The organism is Thermopirellula anaerolimosa (assembly GCF_054657335.1).
The window spans coordinates 2,188,159-2,205,674 of sequence record NZ_BAAHYX010000006.1; the positions used below are offsets into that span (position 1 = coordinate 2,188,159).

The window sequence follows — 17,516 nt, forward strand, 5'->3', positions numbered from 1 at the left end:
GGCACGTCGCCGCGGAGTGCGCGGTCGCAGCTTGCAACCCGGTCGCGCCGCCCGATCCATCGCACGATCCGACTCGGCGCGGCGCCTTCCCCGCGGAAGTTCTGAAAACCCGGTATGTCCTGTATCCGATCGAGGCTCATGAGGAACCTTGCGGCGGCGAATCGGGTTTCGCCGGTTCGGAGGTCGTGCCGCCGGACGACGGCGCGGAAGTCCCCGGGGCTTCGCCTTGCGTTTGCGTGGGACGGGCGGCGGCCTCGGCTTCCGACGACTTGGCGGCGGGCGGTTCCTCCGGTTTCGCTCCCTCCCGCGGCTCCTCCGTCTTACGATCCGTCGCGCGTTCGCTCCGTTCGGTGCGCTCGGGATATTTGATCCGACCGTGATACATCGCGGTCAGCGTCTTGATCATGGCGTCCTCGATCGCTCGCAACTCCCGCAGCGTCAGATTGCTGAAATCGAACTGGCCCTCATCGAGTTTGCGTTCGGCGATTTCCCGAACGACGGCCTCGATGCGGGAGGGGGCCGGATCCTTCAGGCTCCGCACGGCGCTCTCCACGGCGTCGGCCAGCATGAGGACGGCGGCCTCCTTGGTCTGCGGCGGCGGGCCGGGATAGCGGAAGATCTCCGCGTCCACGGCGCTGCCCTCCGGGCGACCCTCGCTCTTCTCCCTCGCCCGCCCGTAGAAATATTCCACCAGCGTGGTGCCGTGGTGCTGTTCGATGAAGTCGATGATCGGCTCAGGCAGATGGTAGCGTCTGGCGAGATCGGCCCCGTCCTTGACGTGCGAAATAATCACCATGCTACTCATGGTGGGTTCCAGCGTTTCGTGCCGATTGGGGTTTCCCGCCTGGTTCTCGATGAAATATTGCGGATTGATCATCTTGCCGATGTCGTGGAAATAGGCCCCTACGCGGACGAGAAGTCCCCGCGCACCGATGGCGTCCGCCGCCGCCTCCGCGATGGCGCCCACGTTGATGGAGTGGTTGTACGTGCTGGGTGCGCGCCGAGCCAACTCGCGGAGCAACGGATGGGAAAGGTCCGTCAACTCCAACAGGCTCATGTCGGTCAGGACGCCGAAGAAGCGCTCCACGAAGGGCAGTAGGCCGGTCACCAAAAAGCCCGTCGCCACCACCGCAAGCGCGATGCGCCCGATCTCGGCGGCCAGCGTCGCGTCGAGCGGGACCTCATTGGCCAGGGCCAGCACGAATCGAATCACCATCGCGGCGGCGGCGGTCCAGAATCCCACGTAAATCAGTTTGGCTCGGCCGCGCAGGCTTTGCAGTTGCAGCACGCTGACGATCACGGCGGTGCCCAGCAGGATGCCGCTGCCGACGTCCTGTCCCGTGGCCAATAGAAAGGTAAGGGCGGCTACCCCCCCGAAAAGCACGGCGAACTCTTGCGAATAGGCGACCGCCAGGATTTGGGTGAAAATCAGGAGCGGACAGATTTCGGCGTAGGGGACCTCTTGAGCCAGCCATAAGGCGACGGCCAAGGTCACCCAGTATAGCACCAGCAGGGTCGTCAATCGTTGAATACTGACCAGAATCCGCCGGTGGCGAAGGAACAGGTAGGCTGCGATTCCGGAGAATCCACCGACCACAATCAACCAAGCGCCCAGGAACCGCCGCAGTTTTTCGGGCCAACCGCGGAGGTCGCGATAGCGGAGAAAGGAGTCGGCCAACTCAGCGTCGGCGTCGGTCTGCTCTTGGGTGATTTGCTGGGCCCGAATTTCGGTGTCCGGATCGGCGGCGGGCGGAGGGGAGGGAAACCAGCGGTACGACGTTCCGGCGGGTAGGCCCGCGCGACTGTCGATCGCGAGGCTTGCGTGCCCGGCAATGCCCGACGGCGGGTCCCATGCCCGAATGACCGCCGCCGTTACCAGCGTGCTCAGCACGCCGATCGCTACGCGCACCGCGACATCGCGGTGGCGGAGGCGGTTCCAAGCCTGCTCCCACTTGCCGGGAGTGCGAATCAGACCGGTAACCCGGTCCGCTCGCGTTCGTCTTATCGTTCCGGAAGCCATGTCAATCGCTTATCAGGGAATACGCATTTTCGGCGACACCGGAAGGCTTGGTCATTTGGGCGGCGGGAGTCGGCGCCGCGAGCAAGCCGATCCCCGTTCTCATTCGTTTTCCGCCGAGGTCGTGGGGGCGTGCTCGGCCTGCACATCTTCCGGTCGCGATTCGCCGCCGGGGTGCCTGGGACGGTGCGGCCCGCGCCCTTCGTACGCGTCCACAATGGCCTGAACCAAAGGATGCCGCACAATGTCGCCCGTCCCCAATTCCACATGGGCGATGCCCGGCACGCTTCGCAGTCGCGTCCAGGCGTCGATCAACCCGCTTCGCACCTGGGATGGCAGGTCGATCTGGGTAGTGTCGCCGGAAACGACGATCTTGGACTGTCGGCCCATTCGGGTCAGGAACATTTTCATCTGGGCAATGGTCGTATTTTGGGCCTCGTCCAGGATCATGAACGATTCGTTGAGGGTCCGGCCTCGCATGTAGGCCAGCGGCAGCACCTCCACCCGCTCCTCCTCGGCAAACCGCCGGACGGTGTCGTAATCGATCATTTCGCGGAGGGCATCCATCAAGGGGCGCAAATAGGGCGAGATTTTGGCCTGCAAGTCGCCCGGCAAAAAGCCCAGGCTCTCGCCGGCCTCCACGGCGGGGCGGACCAGCACGATTTTTCGGATCCGCTGTTCCCGCAGGGCGGCCACCGCCAAGGCCACCGCCAAATAGGTCTTGCCCGTGCCCGCCGGACCCCGGCAAAACACCACATCGTGATTGAGGATGGCTTTGACGAAGCGGGCTTGGCCGGGCGTCCGCGGATATACCCGCCTGCCCGAGTAAACTTCGATCGGCGGCACGCCCTCCTGGATCGGCCCGCTGCGGACCTCCATCACCATCCGCCGAACTTCGTCCGCGGCGACCAAACCCTGCCGGCGAACGATCTCCTGGAGTCGTTCCAGGACTTCGGCGGCCTGCGTGACGGCCTCCTCATCTCCCGAGACGCAAATCCGGTTGTGATTGCCGGTTACCCGAACGCCAAAGGCCTCCCGGATCATCCGCAAGTGTTGATCGCACGGGCCGAGTACCGCCAACAGCGTTTCCGAGTTGACGACGCTGATAGTCTTTTCACTCATGCCTGAAGCCGCGCAAGTACGTGCGCGGCCGAAAATGAAAATGCCCCGCACTTGGGAAATTGTAGTCCACCAATCTTCAGGATAGTATGGTCTCCTCAGTCATCGGCCCCTCTAAAGAGTAGCACATCCCCCATCATTGTAGGAGTCAAGGCGGCTCCCACGATACGTTGCGGGGGCGTGCCGCGGCAAAGAACGGGCCGGCCACCTATCCGCGGCGACCGTGCCCAGCGGCCACGAAGGCCTTGGATTCGGCGATGGGTATTCGTCGCCGATCGCGGACACGCCGTGGAGAGGGACCGGCAACCTCAATCGAGGTCCTTTTCGTAGACACGGTAGCGCTTGTAGAGTTTTCCGCCCACCGCGCTGACCGTGCGATTGATGGCGTGGTTGTCTTCCAGGGTCCAACTCAGTTCAGCCCCTTCGAACCCCAGTCGACCGACGCCGTGATCGATCGTCCGAAAAATCATCTGCTCGGCGATTCCCCGATGACGATAGCCGGGGATTAGTCCCAGCACCATGACCCGGGCGATGCGGACCTGTCGCAGACGCTGGAATAGCCGCACGGCGCCGATGGGCATCCCCCAGGAGGTGAGCCGACCGTTGAGCGGGCGAATCGCTTCGTTGAAGTCGGGCACGGCGATGGAGAAACCGACCGCCCGGCCGTCCAGTTCCGCAATGAGCACCATTTCCGGGCGGGCGAATTGGGCCAAACGCTTGGCGAAATACCGAAACTCCGCCTGCGTCAGATCGATGAACGCCCATTGATCGTAGCGCGTGGCGGCGTAGACCTTAGCGCAGCGCTCGATTTCGCTTTCGAAGTTGTTCATGTCGAACGGGCGAATTACCGCGCGGCATCGCTGCTCCACCCGGCGGACCCGTTTCGTCCACTCTTGCAGTCGCTCATTGTCCGAATCGAACCACCAGGCGAAGAGATCCTTGGCCTTGGTCAATCCCCAGCCTTCCAGCAGTCCCTCGTAATAGGGCGGATTGTGATTCATCATGACCCGGGGCGGATACTGAAACCCTTCGATCAGCAGGCCGCACGGGTAATTGATGGAATAGTCGATCGGCCCCATCAGGTGGTTCAAGCCGCGCGATTTTGCCCAATTCGCGGCGGCGTCCAGCAAGGCCGCGGCGACTTGCGGCGATTCGATCGACTCGAACATGCCGAAGCAGGCGGTCTTGGTGCCGTGCTTGGCGTTGTAACGGGGATCCTCGCTCACCAGTACCCGACCGACCGGGCAACCGTCCTGGCACGCCAGGAATTGGACCGCCGTGCCGTGCTGAAGAAAGGGGTGCTTGCGAGGGTTGAGGAACTCCTTGACCTCGATCAATAAGGGGGGAATCCAGGCTGGATCGTTCCGATAGATCAACCAGGGCAAACGCGTGAAGTAGTATTGATCGCGCCAAGTTTGCACGCGACGGACGCGGACCGGCGCCTCCCTGTCTTGCGGCATGCGCAACCGCAGCATGGGGCGGGGTTCCATCCCGAAGTCGAAGAAATTCGAAAGATTGAAGGAAGTCATCGTCGCCCCGATCGGGGTTCTACGGCCGACGGAACGCAACCGGTTCCGCGGCCGATGATACCGGCTTCACGGCCCGAAGTCGTACAGCCGATAGGTCTTGATCCGCTTGGCTCCCCCTTTTTCCAGGCTTCCCCGCGAAAGCGCGTTGGACTCCAGCACCCAAGAAAACTCGGCCTCTTCGATACCCCACTCCAGGGCCTTGGGTACCAGGCCGTCCAGCAATACCAAACCCAAACCCAGCAATTGGTATTCGGGCAGAACGTTGGTGCTGATGACGCGAATCCGTTTGATCGCCCGCTTGTTCCTCAACAAATGAATGAAACCGAAGGGAAACAGGCGACCGTCGATTTTTTTGATGCGCGGGTTGTAGTCCGGCAATCCGAACACCGCCCCCGCCATGCGACCGTCCACTTCCACGCCCAAGGCCAATTCGGGCACCATCAACCAACGGAGCGCGGAGGCCATGTGCCGAACCTCGCCCTCGCTCATGGGAACAAATCCCCACGTGTTGGTCAAGGATTGATTGTAGATATCCAGAAATAGTCGCACGTCCTCCAGGAATCGGCGCTTGTTCAAATAGCGAATGCGAGCGCCCAACCGCTCCGATATTTTATCGCAGACCGGCTTGAGTTTGGCGCGGATTTCCGGGAGCATGCTCACGTGCCCCCAATAGGCGTACAGGTCCTGCGTTTTACGGAATCCGTACGACTCGATGAGCCGCTGATAGTACGGCGGATTGTAGGTCATCATGAACGTCGGCGGCGAGTCGAAGCCCTCGATCAGCAGCCCAAGTTCATAGTTCAAACTGGGGTTGACCGGACCTCGGAGCTTTTCGATCCCCCGCTCGGAGAACCAGCGACGGACGGCGTCGAACAGTCCGGCGGCCGCCTCCGCGTCGTCGCGGCATTCGAAGAACCCGAAGAATCCGCGCTGGTCGCCGAACCGCTCGATGTGTCCCCGGTTCAAGATGGCCGCGATTCTACCGACCACCTGATCGCCCCGGTACGCCAGGAACGTCTGGGCTTCATTGCGTTCGTAGAAGGGGTGGGGGCGGTAGCCGACCAGTTCGCGCTGGTTGGTCCGCAGGGGCGGGATCCAGTTCGGGTCTCCCCGGTACAGCCCCCACGGAAAATCCAGGAACAGCTTCTGCTCGCGTTTCGACGCGACGGGTTGTACGACCAAGGAATCCATGGTTGGCCCAATGGGGAACGGAGTCGTCAAAAGCGGGATTGTACGCCCGGGACGGAACGGCGGTCAATCGGAATCGCCGATGCCTCAGCGGCGTACCGCGCGCAATCCCAAGCCCCGCGACCGGTCGGGGGCGGACGCCCGGGGTCGGATCGCTCAGATCAGCTCCTCCGCGAATTCCTTATTCAAGGCATCCGCGGCGCGTCGGCCTTCGTTCCCTTGCACCACCACATTGAGCCGGACTTCGCTGGTGCTGATCATCTCGGCGTTGACTTCGGCCTCGGCCAGGGCGCGGAAGGTACGCGACGCAACGCTAATGTGGCTCTTCAAGCCGGTGCCGGAAACCGAGAGCTTGGCGACGCGAGGTTCCCCCGTCGGGGCGCCCGCCCCGATCTCCCGGCTGAATCGCCGAGCGGTCTCCAAGGCGGCTTCATAGCTGGCCTCGGGCATGGTGAAGCTCATGGCCGCCTTGCCGTCTCGCCCCACGCTCTGCACGATCATGTCCACGTTGACCCCGGCCTGGGATACCTGCCGGAACAAGCGGGCGGCCAAACCCGGCCGATCCGGGATGTCGGCGATGGTGACCCGGCCTTGCGTCTCGTCCAAGGCGATCGACTCGATCACCAGATCCTCCATGCCGTGCAGTCGCCCGATGATCCGTTCGCGATCATTCTTGCCGTTGGTCGCGGGGGCCGATTCGTCCTCCACGGGCGGCGGGGCTTGGTCCAGGGCGAAGGCCGCGTGGGCGGTCCTGAGCGATTCCACCCCCTGCCCACGATCCACCAGCACCGAAATCTTGATCTCGCTGGTGGTGATCATCAGGATGTTGATATTCTTTTCGGCGAGCTTGGAGAACAGTCGCTCGGCGACGCCCGCTTGCCGCGCCATGCCCAAACCCACCACCGAGGTCTTCGCGACGTTCTCGTCGTAGCCGACGCTCTCCGTGCCCAGTTGCTTGCCGACCTCCTCGACGATGCGGAGCGCCGCGGGGAGGTCCTCCTGGAACACGGTGAACGAGATGTCGGCCCGTCCCTCCGTGGCCACGTTCTGCACGATCATATCCATGGGGATATTCCGCCCGGCCAAGCGGGTGAAGATCGCGGCGGCGGCGCCCGGACGATCGGGCACGCCGCGGACGGTAATTCGGGCCTCCTTTTGAATCAAGGCCGCTCCGCAGACCGGTACCGCGCGGCTCTCCGGCAACCACGAGATCACCGTCCCTTCGTTGTCGCTGAAACTGCTGCGCACGTGGACGGGCACGGAGAATCGCTTGGCGAATTCGATCGAGCGGTTGTGCATCACGCCCGCCCCCGCCGTCGCCAATTCAAGCATCTCATCGTAGCAGATGCGACTCATGCGGCGGGCCTCGGGCACCAAACGCGGATCGGTCGTGTACACCCCGTCCACGTCGGTGTAGATTTCGCACTGCTCGGCGTGCAGCGCCGCCGCCAGGGCCACCGCCGTGGTATCGCTTCCGCCGCGCCCCAGGGTCGTGATGTCCGCCGTATCGCTCACGCCTTGAAAACCTGCCGCGATGACGATGCAACCGTCATCCAGCGCCTGGCGAATGCGTTCCGTCGAGATCGAGCGGATGCGGGCCTTGGTGTGCGTGGAGTCGGTGTGGATTCCCAACTGGCCGCCCGTAAAACTGATCGCCTTGTGCCCCATGGCGTGAATCGCCATCGCCATCAGGGCCACGCTGACCTGCTCGCCGGTGGAGAGGAGCATGTCCATCTCGCGGGCGGGAGGTTCGCTGGTGATCTGCCGGGCCAAATCCACGAGATGGTCGGTGGTGTGCCCCATGGCGCTGACCACCATGACCACCTGCCGACCTTGCCTTTGGGCCAGGATGGCCCGCCGCGCCGCCGCCATGATCTTTTCCGCGTCGGCCACGCTCGTGCCGCCGAACTTTTGCACCAAGATTCCCATCGTCAAGCCCTTTGTTCGTGTTCCCTTCGGATTTCGTATTCATTTCGCCCGGTTCAACGGGCGGACTCTTTGCAGCGTGATCCGCTCACCTTGCGATCGAACATCACCACGCGGCGAAAGGCTTACGTTTGCCGCCGCCGGCTGGGTCGTCCCGCCGGCAGTGCCTTCCTGCTCAAAGATTCGGAGTCAGCGCGTCGCGGCCTCCTCCGCGGATGGCTTGCCCAGGAAGTAGCCCATCAAACGCCAACCGGGGTCGAAGACCGGTCCCGCGGTGGCGGCGACCTCGTCATACGACGGCACTCCGCTCGGCGCCAGACCCGTTCCGGCCATGGCGAAAGGCACCAAGCCGTGACTGTGGGTCTTGGTTCGCAGCGGCGTGGGGTGGTCGGGCGAAACCATCATGCGAAATTCGCCCAACCTCGGGAGCGCCTCCCAAAGCGGTCCCACGATGTGTCGATCGATTTCCTCCAGGGCCTGGACCTTTTCTCGCACCTGTCCCTGGTGCGACGCTTCGTCGGTCGCTTCCACGTGCACGCAGACCAGGTCGTACTTGCTGAGGGCCTCGACGGCATAACGTCCCTTGGCCGCGTAGTCGGTATCCAAATAGCCGGTGGCGCCCGGGACCTCGATGCGATCCCAACCGAACAGGCGGGCCAGTCCGCGGAGCAAATCGACGGCGGTAATCATGGCCCCGCGCACGCCGTAGCATTGGGCGAACGGCGGCAATTGCGGCGCTCCGCCCAGTCCCCAAAGCCAAATGCCGGTGGCGGGTAGTTTGCCTGCCTTTTCCCGGGCGGCATTGACCGGGTGGCGGGCAAGAATTTCGGCCCCCGCGTTCATCCATTCCGTCAAAAGCTCGCTGCCGGGTCCCCGAGGGAAGTCGTCCAACACCGAACGATCCATCAGATCGTGCGGCGGCGTGGTCTGGGTATGCACGCTGAAGGGGGGCGGTTCTCCCGCGCCCCGATAGACCGCCAAATTGCGATAGCTGACGCCGGGATAGAACTGTAGTCGCTCCGAACCAAGCTCGTCTTGAACGGCGGCGATCAATTGCCGGGCCTCTTCGCTGGTGATGTGCCCCGCAGTGAAGTCGACCATGATCCGGTCGCGGATGGTCACCAGATTGCAACGGATGGCCCAATCCTGGGGCCCCAAGGCGATATCCTGCGCGGCCGCCTCCAACGGCGCTCGGCCCGTATAGTACCGGATCGGGTCATAGCCCAACAGGCTCAGGTTGGCGGTATCGGAACCGGGCGGTAGGACCGTGGGCACATGGTTGGCCAAGCCGCAGATGCCGGCGGCGGCTATGGCGTCCATGTGGGGCGTGCGGGCGGCTTGCAAGGGCGTCTTCCCGCCCAACTCGGCCTGTGGCTCGTCGGCACAACCGTCCGGAATGACGATGACGAACTTCATCGAATCGAGTCCTTGTTTGGTCGGATGGGGTGCCGCGTCGGCTTGACTACGTCAGCCGCGCACCCTCATGCGGACGCTTCCCGGCCGAACCGCGTCCAGACGGTCGATCGCGTCCATGGCCCGACTCATGGCACCCTCGCGGGCCTCGTGCGTCATGATGACCAGCGGCACCGGTCCGCCGTTCTCCTCCTCGGCCTCATGCTGAATGACCGACGCGATGGAGATTTGGTTCTTGCCCAAAATGCCGGCGATCTCCGCCAACACGCCGGGACGATCCTGCACATGGAACCGAAGATAGAAGCGACTGGCGATGCTGTGCGGGTCTTGCAGCGGGGGGGCATCGCCGTCTTTTTCCCACAGGCGCAGATTGCGGAAGGTAATGGCCGCCCGTCCCATCGCCGTGTCGATGATGTCGGCGGTGACGGCGGAGGCCGTCGGCATCTGCCCGGCCCCAAGGCCGTGGAAGAACACCCGACCCACGGCGTCGCCCACCACACGGATGGCGTTGAACGCCCCGCGGACCTCGGCCAGGGGCGTACCCCGGCGGACCAAGGTCGGCGATACGTGCAACTGAAGACCCTGCTCCGTCCGCTCGGCGACGGCCAAGAGCTTGATGCTGTAGCCCAACTCGCCGGCGTAGCGCATATCCGCCGCTTGAACGGTCTCGATGCCGACCCGAGGAATATCGCGCCACGAGACCTGCGAGCGGAAGGCCAGGCGTGCCAAAATCGCCAGCTTTTGAGCGGCGTCGCTGCCGTTGACGTCCATGGCGGGATTGGCTTCGGCGTATCCCAGTCGCTGGGCCTCGGCCAGGGCGACCGAGTACTCTTGGCCCTTTTCCTCCATCTCCGTCAGGATGAAGTTGCTGGTGCCGTTGAGGATGGCGTGGATGCTGCCGATTTCGTTGGCGGTCAGACTTTGGCTGATGGCCGCAATAATCGGGATGCCGCCCGCCACCGCCGCCTCGAAGGCGATCGATCGACCGTGCCGCCGAGCGAGTTCGAACAATTCCGGACCGTGCTCCGCCAACAACGCCTTGTTGGCCGTCACCACGTCCTTTCCGTTTTCCAGCAGGGAGGCCACCAGCGTTCGGGCGGGTTCCACGCCGCCGATCAGTTCGACCACAATTCCGATCTCGGGGTCGCGAATCAAGGCTTCCACGTCGTCCGAAAGCAACTCGCGGGGAACGTTCACGTTGCGCGGGCGAGAGAGGTCCTTATCGACGATCCGCGCCAATTCCAGGGAGCAACCTGCCCGACGACAAATCCGCTCGCGCTGTTCCAACAGAAGCCGGGCCGTACCGGAACCGATCGTGCCGAACCCTAGAATCCCGACCTTGATGGACTGCATGGCATGCCTCGCAGGAGGCGGCCCGGGGGAAGCCGAAATGCCCCCAAATGGACCCGCGGGAAGATGAAAAATCGTGACGTTGCGATGGGCGAACGCACCGCCGAGGCGCACTTCGCCCCTCGACGATGCGGCAAAGCCTTCATCCTATGCCGGTGGCTTAACAAGCGTCAAGACGGTATGATTGGAGAGTTTCAGCAAAGTAGGCATCGACCGCTGCTTGTCAGAGGGCGGTCGAGCACTCCGGCCGCTTGCGCCGGGTACGAATCTTCTTGGACGGAAATCCCTGAATCCCACGGAGTATCGCTCATGGAATCGATCGCCTTTGATTTTCTGACCAAGCTATTGGAGACCCCCAGTCCGTCGGGTTATGAGACGCCGGGGCAAGAAGTCGTTCGCGCCCACGCGCGGACCTTCGCCGAACAGGTCCGAACCGACGTCCACGGCAACGTCATTGCCGTGCGAAACGCCGCCTCTCCCTTCCGCGTTCTTCTGGCCGGTCACTGCGACCAGATCGGTTTGATCGTCCAATACATCGACGATAACGGCTTCATCTTCTTCCAATCGATCGGCGGTTGGGATCCGATCAACCTGGTGGGCCAGCGCGCCGTGATTTGGACGGCGTCGGGACCGGTGGCGGGCGTGATCGGTCGCAAGCCCATCCATCTGCTGACGGAAGAGGAACGCAAGGCCGTGCCCAAGCTCAAGGACTTGTGGATCGACATCGGGGCGGCCAACAAGGCCGAGGCCGCGGAAAAGGTCCGCATCGGCGATTGCGTTACCATCGAATTGGCCTACCGCACGCTGCTCAATCAGCGGATCATTTCCTCCGGTCTGGATGATAAGGCGGGCGCGTGGACGGTGATCGAGGCCCTGCGGCGGGTTCGGCCCGACAAGCTCCGCGCCGCCGTGTATTCCGTCTCCACGGTGCAAGAGGAATTGGGCTTGCGCGGGGCGCGGACCAGCGCCTTCGGAATCGATCCCCACGTGGGAATCGCGGTGGACGTGACCTTCGCCACGGACTGCCCCACCTTGGAGAAAAAGGAAGAAGGCGACATCGCCGTGGGGAAGGGACCGGTCATCTATCGCGGTCCCAACATGAACCCCAAGGTCGTCGATCGCCTGATTCAAGCCGCCGAAAGCAACGGCATTCCTTACCAATTGGCGGCGGCGGGCAAGGCCACCGGCACCGATGCCAATGCGATTCAGGTCAACCGCGCCGGAGTGGCGACGGGCTTGGTCAGCGTGCCCAACCGTTACATGCACAGTCCCGTGGAATTGGTCAGCCTGGAAGACATGGACCACACGGCGGACCTGCTGGCCCGGTTCCTGGAAACCCTCAGCCCCGACGACGATTTCACGCCGTGAGGTGAGATTCGTCCGTACATGGCGATTCGCCAACCTGCCGCAGACCGCCTCGCGCAGGCGGTTAATCAAGCGTCGATCGAGCTTACGGCAGGTATTGGATCCGCCGCAATACTTCCTCTTGCGTCCAGTCGCCCTCGTGGTTCAAGGGCAAGAGGAGGTACGCCGCCTTCTCCGAGCAGCAATCGAGGATGATCTGGTACTCGTTGGGCACGGCGTAGCCTTGGGGGGCGGGTTCGTGCCCGTTGATCAACAACTGCGCCCGGACCATGCGGCAAAAGGTCCGGGCGTTTTCGCTGCGATAATCGCGCCCCCACACCAGACGAAATACCGTCCCGTGTTCCAGAAATTCAACGGGATCGATGGGCCGATCGAAGACCGCACCGTCGAAGCCGTTTTGGTCCACGGCTTCGGGAATGCTGTGGCTCAAAAAGACGCCGCCTGGCAAACGAATCCCTAGGGGGCAACTTTGAAGAAACGGAATGTAGGCTTGGCGGACCTTTTCGGCGGCGGGACCGTAGGCGTGCTGCAAACCCAGTCGAAAAAGCAGATTCAGCATCTGCCGTTTCTTTTGGATGGGGTAGTCCGTGACCTCCGACAACTCGTGATTTCCCAACAGGAAATGCACGCGATCGGGAAACTGCGTCTTGAGCTTGGCCACGTCCTCCAGCACGGTGTGCGACATGCATCCGCCGTTTTCGGGATACGTCGGTCCGCCGTGGCAGACCTCTTGAATCACGAGGTGCCGCCGGGGATGCTTATCGAGGGCCGCCAATCGGCGAATGGAATTGAAGTTCTTGCGATGCCCGTGCAAATCTCCCGTGATCATGATCTCGTCGCCGTCGGCGGGCGTCAAAACGATGACGTTCCCCTTGCGAAGATCGCAGGCCGCATTGGCTTCGGCGGCCTTTTGAAAGGTCGTGATGATCCGTTCGATGTATTCGAAGGATGCCACCATGTCGGGCTCCTCGGCGAAAATTTCCCTCGCTCGCTGACGGCACCTTGCTGGGCTGCTTCAAGAGTTCCATTATTGCCGTAGCGGCGGCATGAAGGAATAGGCGGCGGTTGCCGGGCAAACGTCCGCCTTCGGCCGGAATACCGCTTCAGCGACTTTGCACGCGCCCGGTTGCTCACGCTCGCCGCGCTAGGCTCGGCGCCGTTCGACCGACCGAGGTCGCACGACGGAGATGGATCAGGCAGCCTCGACTCGAAAGCCAAAGACAAGAAACGCTACGAGGCCCGGCTTGCCTTCCTGCAAACCGAGCCTCGGTTCCGTGGTTGAATGCTCTTCCAGATCAACCGCCGATCGGGCACGCGATCCGGTCCCGTCTCAGGCAGCTTGAGATTCCTTTCGGCGTGCCGACCGCCGCCGCAATCCCATCCAAACGGCCATGACTCCGCCGCCGCTTGCCAAGGCTACCAGGGACAGCGGTTCGGGAACCACCTCCACGCTATAGCCCAATCGGGTCAATAAGAGATCGTCATCGATGCTGCTGCTGGGATTGTAAACACCGCTGGCCATGACGTATTTGATGTCCGGGTTGGCAAGCGAGATCGTCGCGGTGAAGAGTTGCTGGTTGAACGCGATGCCGACGGGCACCGTCGCGATGGGCACGTTCGATGAGTTGTAAGCCGTGAGGAAACCCAATTCATCGTCGAGCGGTCCGCCCGAGAAATCGTTGCGGTAGAAATCCATCGAAACGAACGAGACGGGCGAGTCGAACTCCGCACGCAAGACGACCCATTTCTGCCGCCAGGCCGGCTTATCGTAAATGACGTTGTTGCTCTTGGTCTGCCAGCCGAAAAAGTGCAACGAGGACGGGTAGTGTCCCTTGTCGTCGGCCATCGCAAAGACCGTCGGAGTGAAAGGCGGCGTCTGCGCGGTCGCCCCTTGCAAGGCTTGAAGCGTCACGAACGGCGGCGTAATCGGGTAGCCCAAGTTGTAATTGTTGGGGTCCACCCAAACGATCCCGGCCGAGGCTTGGGAACTCCACGCCAACAGCCCCGCCGTTACGACCGCCAAACTCAACAGCCCTCGGTGAATCAGTTGCTTTCTCATGTTGCCGACGCTTTCTAAACCCGAAGAACCAACACCCTCTTCTCTCTCCCGCACGAGAGCGGCGCGTAAGGCACCGCGGCTCATCCATGAATTGTAATTATGGGAAAATTGGGAATCAAGCGAAATCTAGCTAAACCCATCGCTTTATACGTGTGATGCATGGCGGTCATAACACGCCGGTCGCCTGTTTGCTGAAGGGGCCGCGGCGGACCGGCCCACCGATCGCATCTAATCCGCACGCCCCGCACATCCATTGCTGGAAGAATATCCCGTGCAAACAGCGTACCGATATTCAAGATTCAATCTTTTTTCGAAATTTACTCTACCGTACTCGTCGCAATAACGCCAGAAACGCCGATTTTGATGACAATTCCTGTTGCTGCCACGTCGCGAGCTGCTCCTGGGCAGAACATCTCGCCCTTCCCATATTCCTTGATTGTAGCATTTTACGGCAACTGAATCGTTTCGCTACACCCGATCAAGGGTAAGGAATGCCGCGCGATGCCAACGGCACCTTCTTTAGATGAGACCGGGACTCAGCGAGTTCCAGTCACGGGGTCTGAGAGCGTCCCGCGCAGCGGCGTCTGCGTTGGGGAACCGAAGCCGGGAGTTCACGTCGGCGACAGAACCCGGGCGAGATATCGGGCCGTGTGGTTGTCGGAAAGTTGAGCGATCTGCTCGGGCGTTCCGGCGGCGACGATCCGCCCGCCTTCCGTGCCGCCTTCCGGACCCAAGTCGATGATCCAATCCGCCGATTTGATGACGTCGAGTTGGTGTTCGACCACGATCACGGAGTTTCCGCGATCGACCAACCGATTGAGCACGTCCAGCACCCGCCGGATATCTTGGAAGTGCAGTCCTGTGGTCGGTTCATCGAGGAGGTACAGCGTGCCGCCCGCCTCGCTACGCCCCAACTCGGCGGCCAGTTTGATGCGTTGGGCCTCCCCGCCGGACAGCGTGGTGGAGGGTTGGCCCAGCTTGAGATAGCCCAAGCCCACGTCGCAAAGCCCGGCCGATAGCCGCGCGATGACCGGGAAGTTCGTGAAGAACTCGAGCGTCTCGCGGGCCGACATTTCGAGCACCTCGGCGATGTTCTTCCCGCGGTAACGGACCTCCAGCGTGGTGCGATTGAATCGCGTGCCCTCGCAGACCGGACAGGGGACGAAGATGTCGGGCAAGAAGTCCATCTCGACCTTTTTCCGTCCCTGGCCTTCGCAGGCCTCGCATCGTCCGCCCGGCACGTTGAAGCTGAACCGTGCCGCGGTGAAGCCCAACCGCCGGGCTTCGCGGGTGGCGGCGAAGACCTTGCGAATCTCATCGAAGATTCCGCAATAGGTCGCCGCGTTGCTCCGCGCGGAACGCCCGATCGGCGTCTGATCGATTTCCACCACGCGATCCACCAAATCCGCCCCGGACAACTTACGATAGGCGGCGTTTTGGACGGGCAAACGCTGGACGGCCTGCCGCAGGGCGGGTGCCAGGGTCTCGCTCAAAAGCGAGCTTTTCCCCGATCCGCTGACCCCCGTCACGCACACCAACACGCCCAGCGGAAACACGGCGGTGACGTCTTGCAGATTGTTGGTCGTCACGCCTTCCAGTACGATGGCGCGCGACGTGGAAACCGGCCTTCGCCGTTTGGGGATGGGGATCGTCGTCCTGCCTGATAGGTATCGACCGGTCGGCGATTCCTCGATCTTCAGGATGTCCGGCAGCGTGCCTTGAGCCACCAGGCGTCCGCCGTCTTCGCCCGCCCCCGGTCCGATGTCGATGATCCAATCGGCGGAGCGAATCAGGGCCTCGTCGTGCTCCACCACCAGCACGGTGTTGCCGCGATCGCGGAGGCAGCGGAGGGCGGCGATCAGGCGATCATTGTCGCGGGGATGCAGTCCCACCGACGGTTCATCGAGAATGTAGCAAACGCCGGTGAGGACGGCCCCCATCCCGGCGGCCAACTTCGCGCGTTGCAATTCGCCGCCGCTCAAGGTGTCGGCCGGGCGGTTCAAGGCCGCGTAGGTCAGCCCGACCTCCGTTAAAAACCCCAATCGTGCCAAGAGTTCGTCGAGGATCGGTTCGGCTACGGCCTTCTGGACGGGCGTCCACGACAAACCGGCCAAGAACGCGCTCGCCCGGTCGGGTGTCAGGCAGGTGACGTCATGGATGGTCTTGTCGCCAAGAAAGACGGACCGACCAAGCGGTCCCAGTCGGGCGCCGCGGCAATCGGGACACGTCACGCGGCGGCGGTATCGCGACCACGCCTTCCGCGTGCGACCGTCGTCCAGCATCTCGTAATGGAGTTCCAAAAGGGGCAGGATTCCCACGAAGCGGGCGCTCGCGCGGCGACCGGACGACCGCCGAGCACCGTCCGCCGACGCATCGGCACCGCCCTTTTCGCCGTGGATCAACACCTCCCGAATCGCCTCAGGGATATCCGCCAAAGGCGTGGACCAATCGAAGCCCCCTTGCCGCATCAGCTTTTGCAGTTTGGTGCGATGGTGCTTCAATTCGGCCTTGGCGTCCGACCATACCCGTACGGCCCCGTTTCCCAACCCGCGGGAAAAATCCAACACCGACTCCGCCGCGAAGCGATCGGTGTATCCGAAGCCTTGGCACGTCCAGCAGGCGCCGTGAGCGCTGTGAAAGCTGAACGTCCGCGGTTCGGGGTCGGGATAACCGGTGCCGCATCGTCCGCAGTACCGCCGTCGGCTGAAGACCCGATCGACCCACCGCGTGCGCCCGTCGGCGTCGGTCCGTTCCATCGCCACGCGCAGCAATCCGTTACCGTGCTTGAACGCTTGCCGCAACGATTCCTTGAGCCGATCTTCGATTCCCGGGCGAAGGATGACGCGGTCGATCACCGCCTCGATCGTGTGGGGCTTCGCCGGGTCCAATGCCGTCACGTCGTCCAGGTCCGCGATCTCGCCGTCGATGCGGGCGCGAAGAAATCCCAGCTTGCGGATGCGGGCCAGCACGGCGCGGTGAGCCCCTTTTTCCCCTTGGATCAAAGGCGCCGACAACACGGCCTTGGTCCCCTCCGGGGCCTGCATCAACTCGGACAAGACCTGGTCGGAGGTCTGCTTCTCCACGGGGTCGCCGCACTGAGGACACCGCATGGTTCCCAGTCGGGCGTACAACAAACGCAGCAGATCGTACACCTCCGTCAAGGTAGCGACGGTGCTGCGGGGATTGGGGACGTCGGCCCGTTGATCGACGCAGACGGCGGGCGGCAGGCCGTCGATCCAATCCGCGTCCGGTCGTTCCATCATCGGCAGCAGTCGGCGAGCGGAGACGGACAAGGTCTCCAGATACTGCCTTCGCGATTCCGCATACAGCGTGTCGAAGGCCAGCGAACTCTTGCCGGAACCGCTCGGTCCGGTGATCGCCACAATGCAATCCCGCGGAATGTCGGCGTCCAAGTCACGGAGATTGTGTACCCGCACTCCCCGGACGCGGATCACCTCGGTCGTGTGCGACGCATTGCCGGTCGGGGACGGCGCGATGGCCATGACGAACGATTCCCTTTTTCGAACGATTCTTTCGGCGGCGGCGTTGC

General features: G+C 62.9%; 11 protein-coding genes. 1 reads left to right on the top strand and 10 read right to left on the bottom strand.

Annotated features, from left to right (window positions below):
- Window positions 1-136 precede the first annotated feature (136 nt).
- The 7 genes from ACYQ6J_RS13915 to ACYQ6J_RS13945 all read right to left on the bottom strand — a co-directional run bounded on the left by ACYQ6J_RS13915 (window position 137) and on the right by ACYQ6J_RS13945 (window position 10,545).
- Entirely contained in the window at window positions 137-2,020 is a 1,884-nt protein-coding gene (locus ACYQ6J_RS13915) for an HD family phosphohydrolase (protein WP_460184792.1), read from the bottom strand.
- A 99-nt stretch (window positions 2,021-2,119) separates the two neighbouring features.
- On the bottom strand, window positions 2,120-3,139 hold the full coding sequence (locus ACYQ6J_RS13920; protein ID WP_460184793.1) for a PhoH family protein: 1,020 nt from the start codon (window positions 3,137-3,139) through the stop codon (window positions 2,120-2,122).
- A gap of 305 nt (window positions 3,140-3,444) precedes the next feature.
- Window positions 3,445-4,611, bottom strand: a complete 1,167-nt coding sequence (locus ACYQ6J_RS13925; protein ID WP_460184794.1) for a hypothetical protein — start codon at window positions 4,609-4,611, stop codon at window positions 3,445-3,447.
- A 120-nt stretch (window positions 4,612-4,731) separates the two neighbouring features.
- Entirely contained in the window at window positions 4,732-5,856 is a 1,125-nt protein-coding gene (locus ACYQ6J_RS13930) for an N-acetyltransferase (RefSeq protein WP_460184795.1), read from the bottom strand.
- Between the two features lie 153 nt (window positions 5,857-6,009).
- On the bottom strand, window positions 6,010-7,782 hold the full coding sequence (locus ACYQ6J_RS13935; RefSeq protein ID WP_460185549.1) for an aspartate kinase: 1,773 nt from the start codon (window positions 7,780-7,782) through the stop codon (window positions 6,010-6,012).
- Window positions 7,783-7,968: 186 nt separating this feature from the next.
- On the bottom strand, window positions 7,969-9,195 hold the full coding sequence (locus tag ACYQ6J_RS13940; RefSeq protein ID WP_460184796.1) for a cofactor-independent phosphoglycerate mutase: 1,227 nt from the start codon (window positions 9,193-9,195) through the stop codon (window positions 7,969-7,971).
- Window positions 9,196-9,246: 51 nt separating this feature from the next.
- The gene (locus tag ACYQ6J_RS13945; protein ID WP_460184797.1) at window positions 9,247-10,545 is read right to left on the bottom strand and encodes a homoserine dehydrogenase; all 1,299 of its coding nucleotides are present in this window, start codon (window positions 10,543-10,545) and stop codon (window positions 9,247-9,249) included.
- Between the two features lie 306 nt (window positions 10,546-10,851).
- On the opposite strand from ACYQ6J_RS13945, the gene ACYQ6J_RS13950 reads away from it, so the two are divergent.
- Window positions 10,852-11,910, top strand: a complete 1,059-nt coding sequence (locus ACYQ6J_RS13950) for a M42 family metallopeptidase (RefSeq protein WP_460184798.1) — start codon at window positions 10,852-10,854, stop codon at window positions 11,908-11,910.
- 82 nt (window positions 11,911-11,992) lie between these two features.
- Here ACYQ6J_RS13950 and ACYQ6J_RS13955 read toward each other — a convergent pair whose 3' ends face one another.
- The 3 genes from ACYQ6J_RS13955 to uvrA all read right to left on the bottom strand — a co-directional run bounded on the left by ACYQ6J_RS13955 (window position 11,993) and on the right by uvrA (window position 17,469).
- Window positions 11,993-12,865 (bottom strand): metallophosphoesterase, encoded by an 873-nt coding sequence (locus ACYQ6J_RS13955; protein ID WP_460184799.1) that lies wholly within the window; start codon window positions 12,863-12,865, stop codon window positions 11,993-11,995.
- Between the two features lie 372 nt (window positions 12,866-13,237).
- Complete coding sequence (locus ACYQ6J_RS13960) at window positions 13,238-13,966, bottom strand: PEP-CTERM sorting domain-containing protein (protein ID WP_460184800.1); 729 nt, start codon at window positions 13,964-13,966, stop codon at window positions 13,238-13,240.
- Window positions 13,967-14,577: 611 nt separating this feature from the next.
- Window positions 14,578-17,469 carry an excinuclease ABC subunit UvrA gene (gene uvrA, locus ACYQ6J_RS13965; RefSeq protein ID WP_460184801.1) on the bottom strand — a complete coding sequence of 964 codons (2,892 nt, stop codon included), beginning with the start codon at window positions 17,467-17,469 and terminating at the stop codon, window positions 14,578-14,580.
- Between the last annotated feature and the right edge of the window lie 47 nt (window positions 17,470-17,516).

Coding starts and splice junctions, on each gene's coding strand:
- ACYQ6J_RS13935 (WP_460185549.1), bottom strand. CDS start 7,782: ATGGGAATCTTGGTGCAAAAGTTCGGCGGCACGAGCGTGGCCGACGCG.
- ACYQ6J_RS13950 (WP_460184798.1), top strand. CDS start 10,852: ATGGAATCGATCGCCTTTGATTTTCTGACCAAGCTATTGGAGACCCCC.
- ACYQ6J_RS13930 (WP_460184795.1), bottom strand. CDS start 5,856: ATGGATTCCTTGGTCGTACAACCCGTCGCGTCGAAACGCGAGCAGAAG.
- ACYQ6J_RS13915 (WP_460184792.1), bottom strand. CDS start 2,020: ATGGCTTCCGGAACGATAAGACGAACGCGAGCGGACCGGGTTACCGGT.
- ACYQ6J_RS13925 (WP_460184794.1), bottom strand. CDS start 4,611: ATGCTGCGGTTGCGCATGCCGCAAGACAGGGAGGCGCCGGTCCGCGTC.
- ACYQ6J_RS13920 (WP_460184793.1), bottom strand. CDS start 3,139: ATGAGTGAAAAGACTATCAGCGTCGTCAACTCGGAAACGCTGTTGGCG.
- uvrA (WP_460184801.1), bottom strand. CDS start 17,469: ATGGCCATCGCGCCGTCCCCGACCGGCAATGCGTCGCACACGACCGAG.
- ACYQ6J_RS13960 (WP_460184800.1), bottom strand. CDS start 13,966: ATGAGAAAGCAACTGATTCACCGAGGGCTGTTGAGTTTGGCGGTCGTA.
- ACYQ6J_RS13955 (WP_460184799.1), bottom strand. CDS start 12,865: ATGGTGGCATCCTTCGAATACATCGAACGGATCATCACGACCTTTCAA.
- ACYQ6J_RS13940 (WP_460184796.1), bottom strand. CDS start 9,195: ATGAAGTTCGTCATCGTCATTCCGGACGGTTGTGCCGACGAGCCACAG.
- ACYQ6J_RS13945 (WP_460184797.1), bottom strand. CDS start 10,545: ATGCAGTCCATCAAGGTCGGGATTCTAGGGTTCGGCACGATCGGTTCC.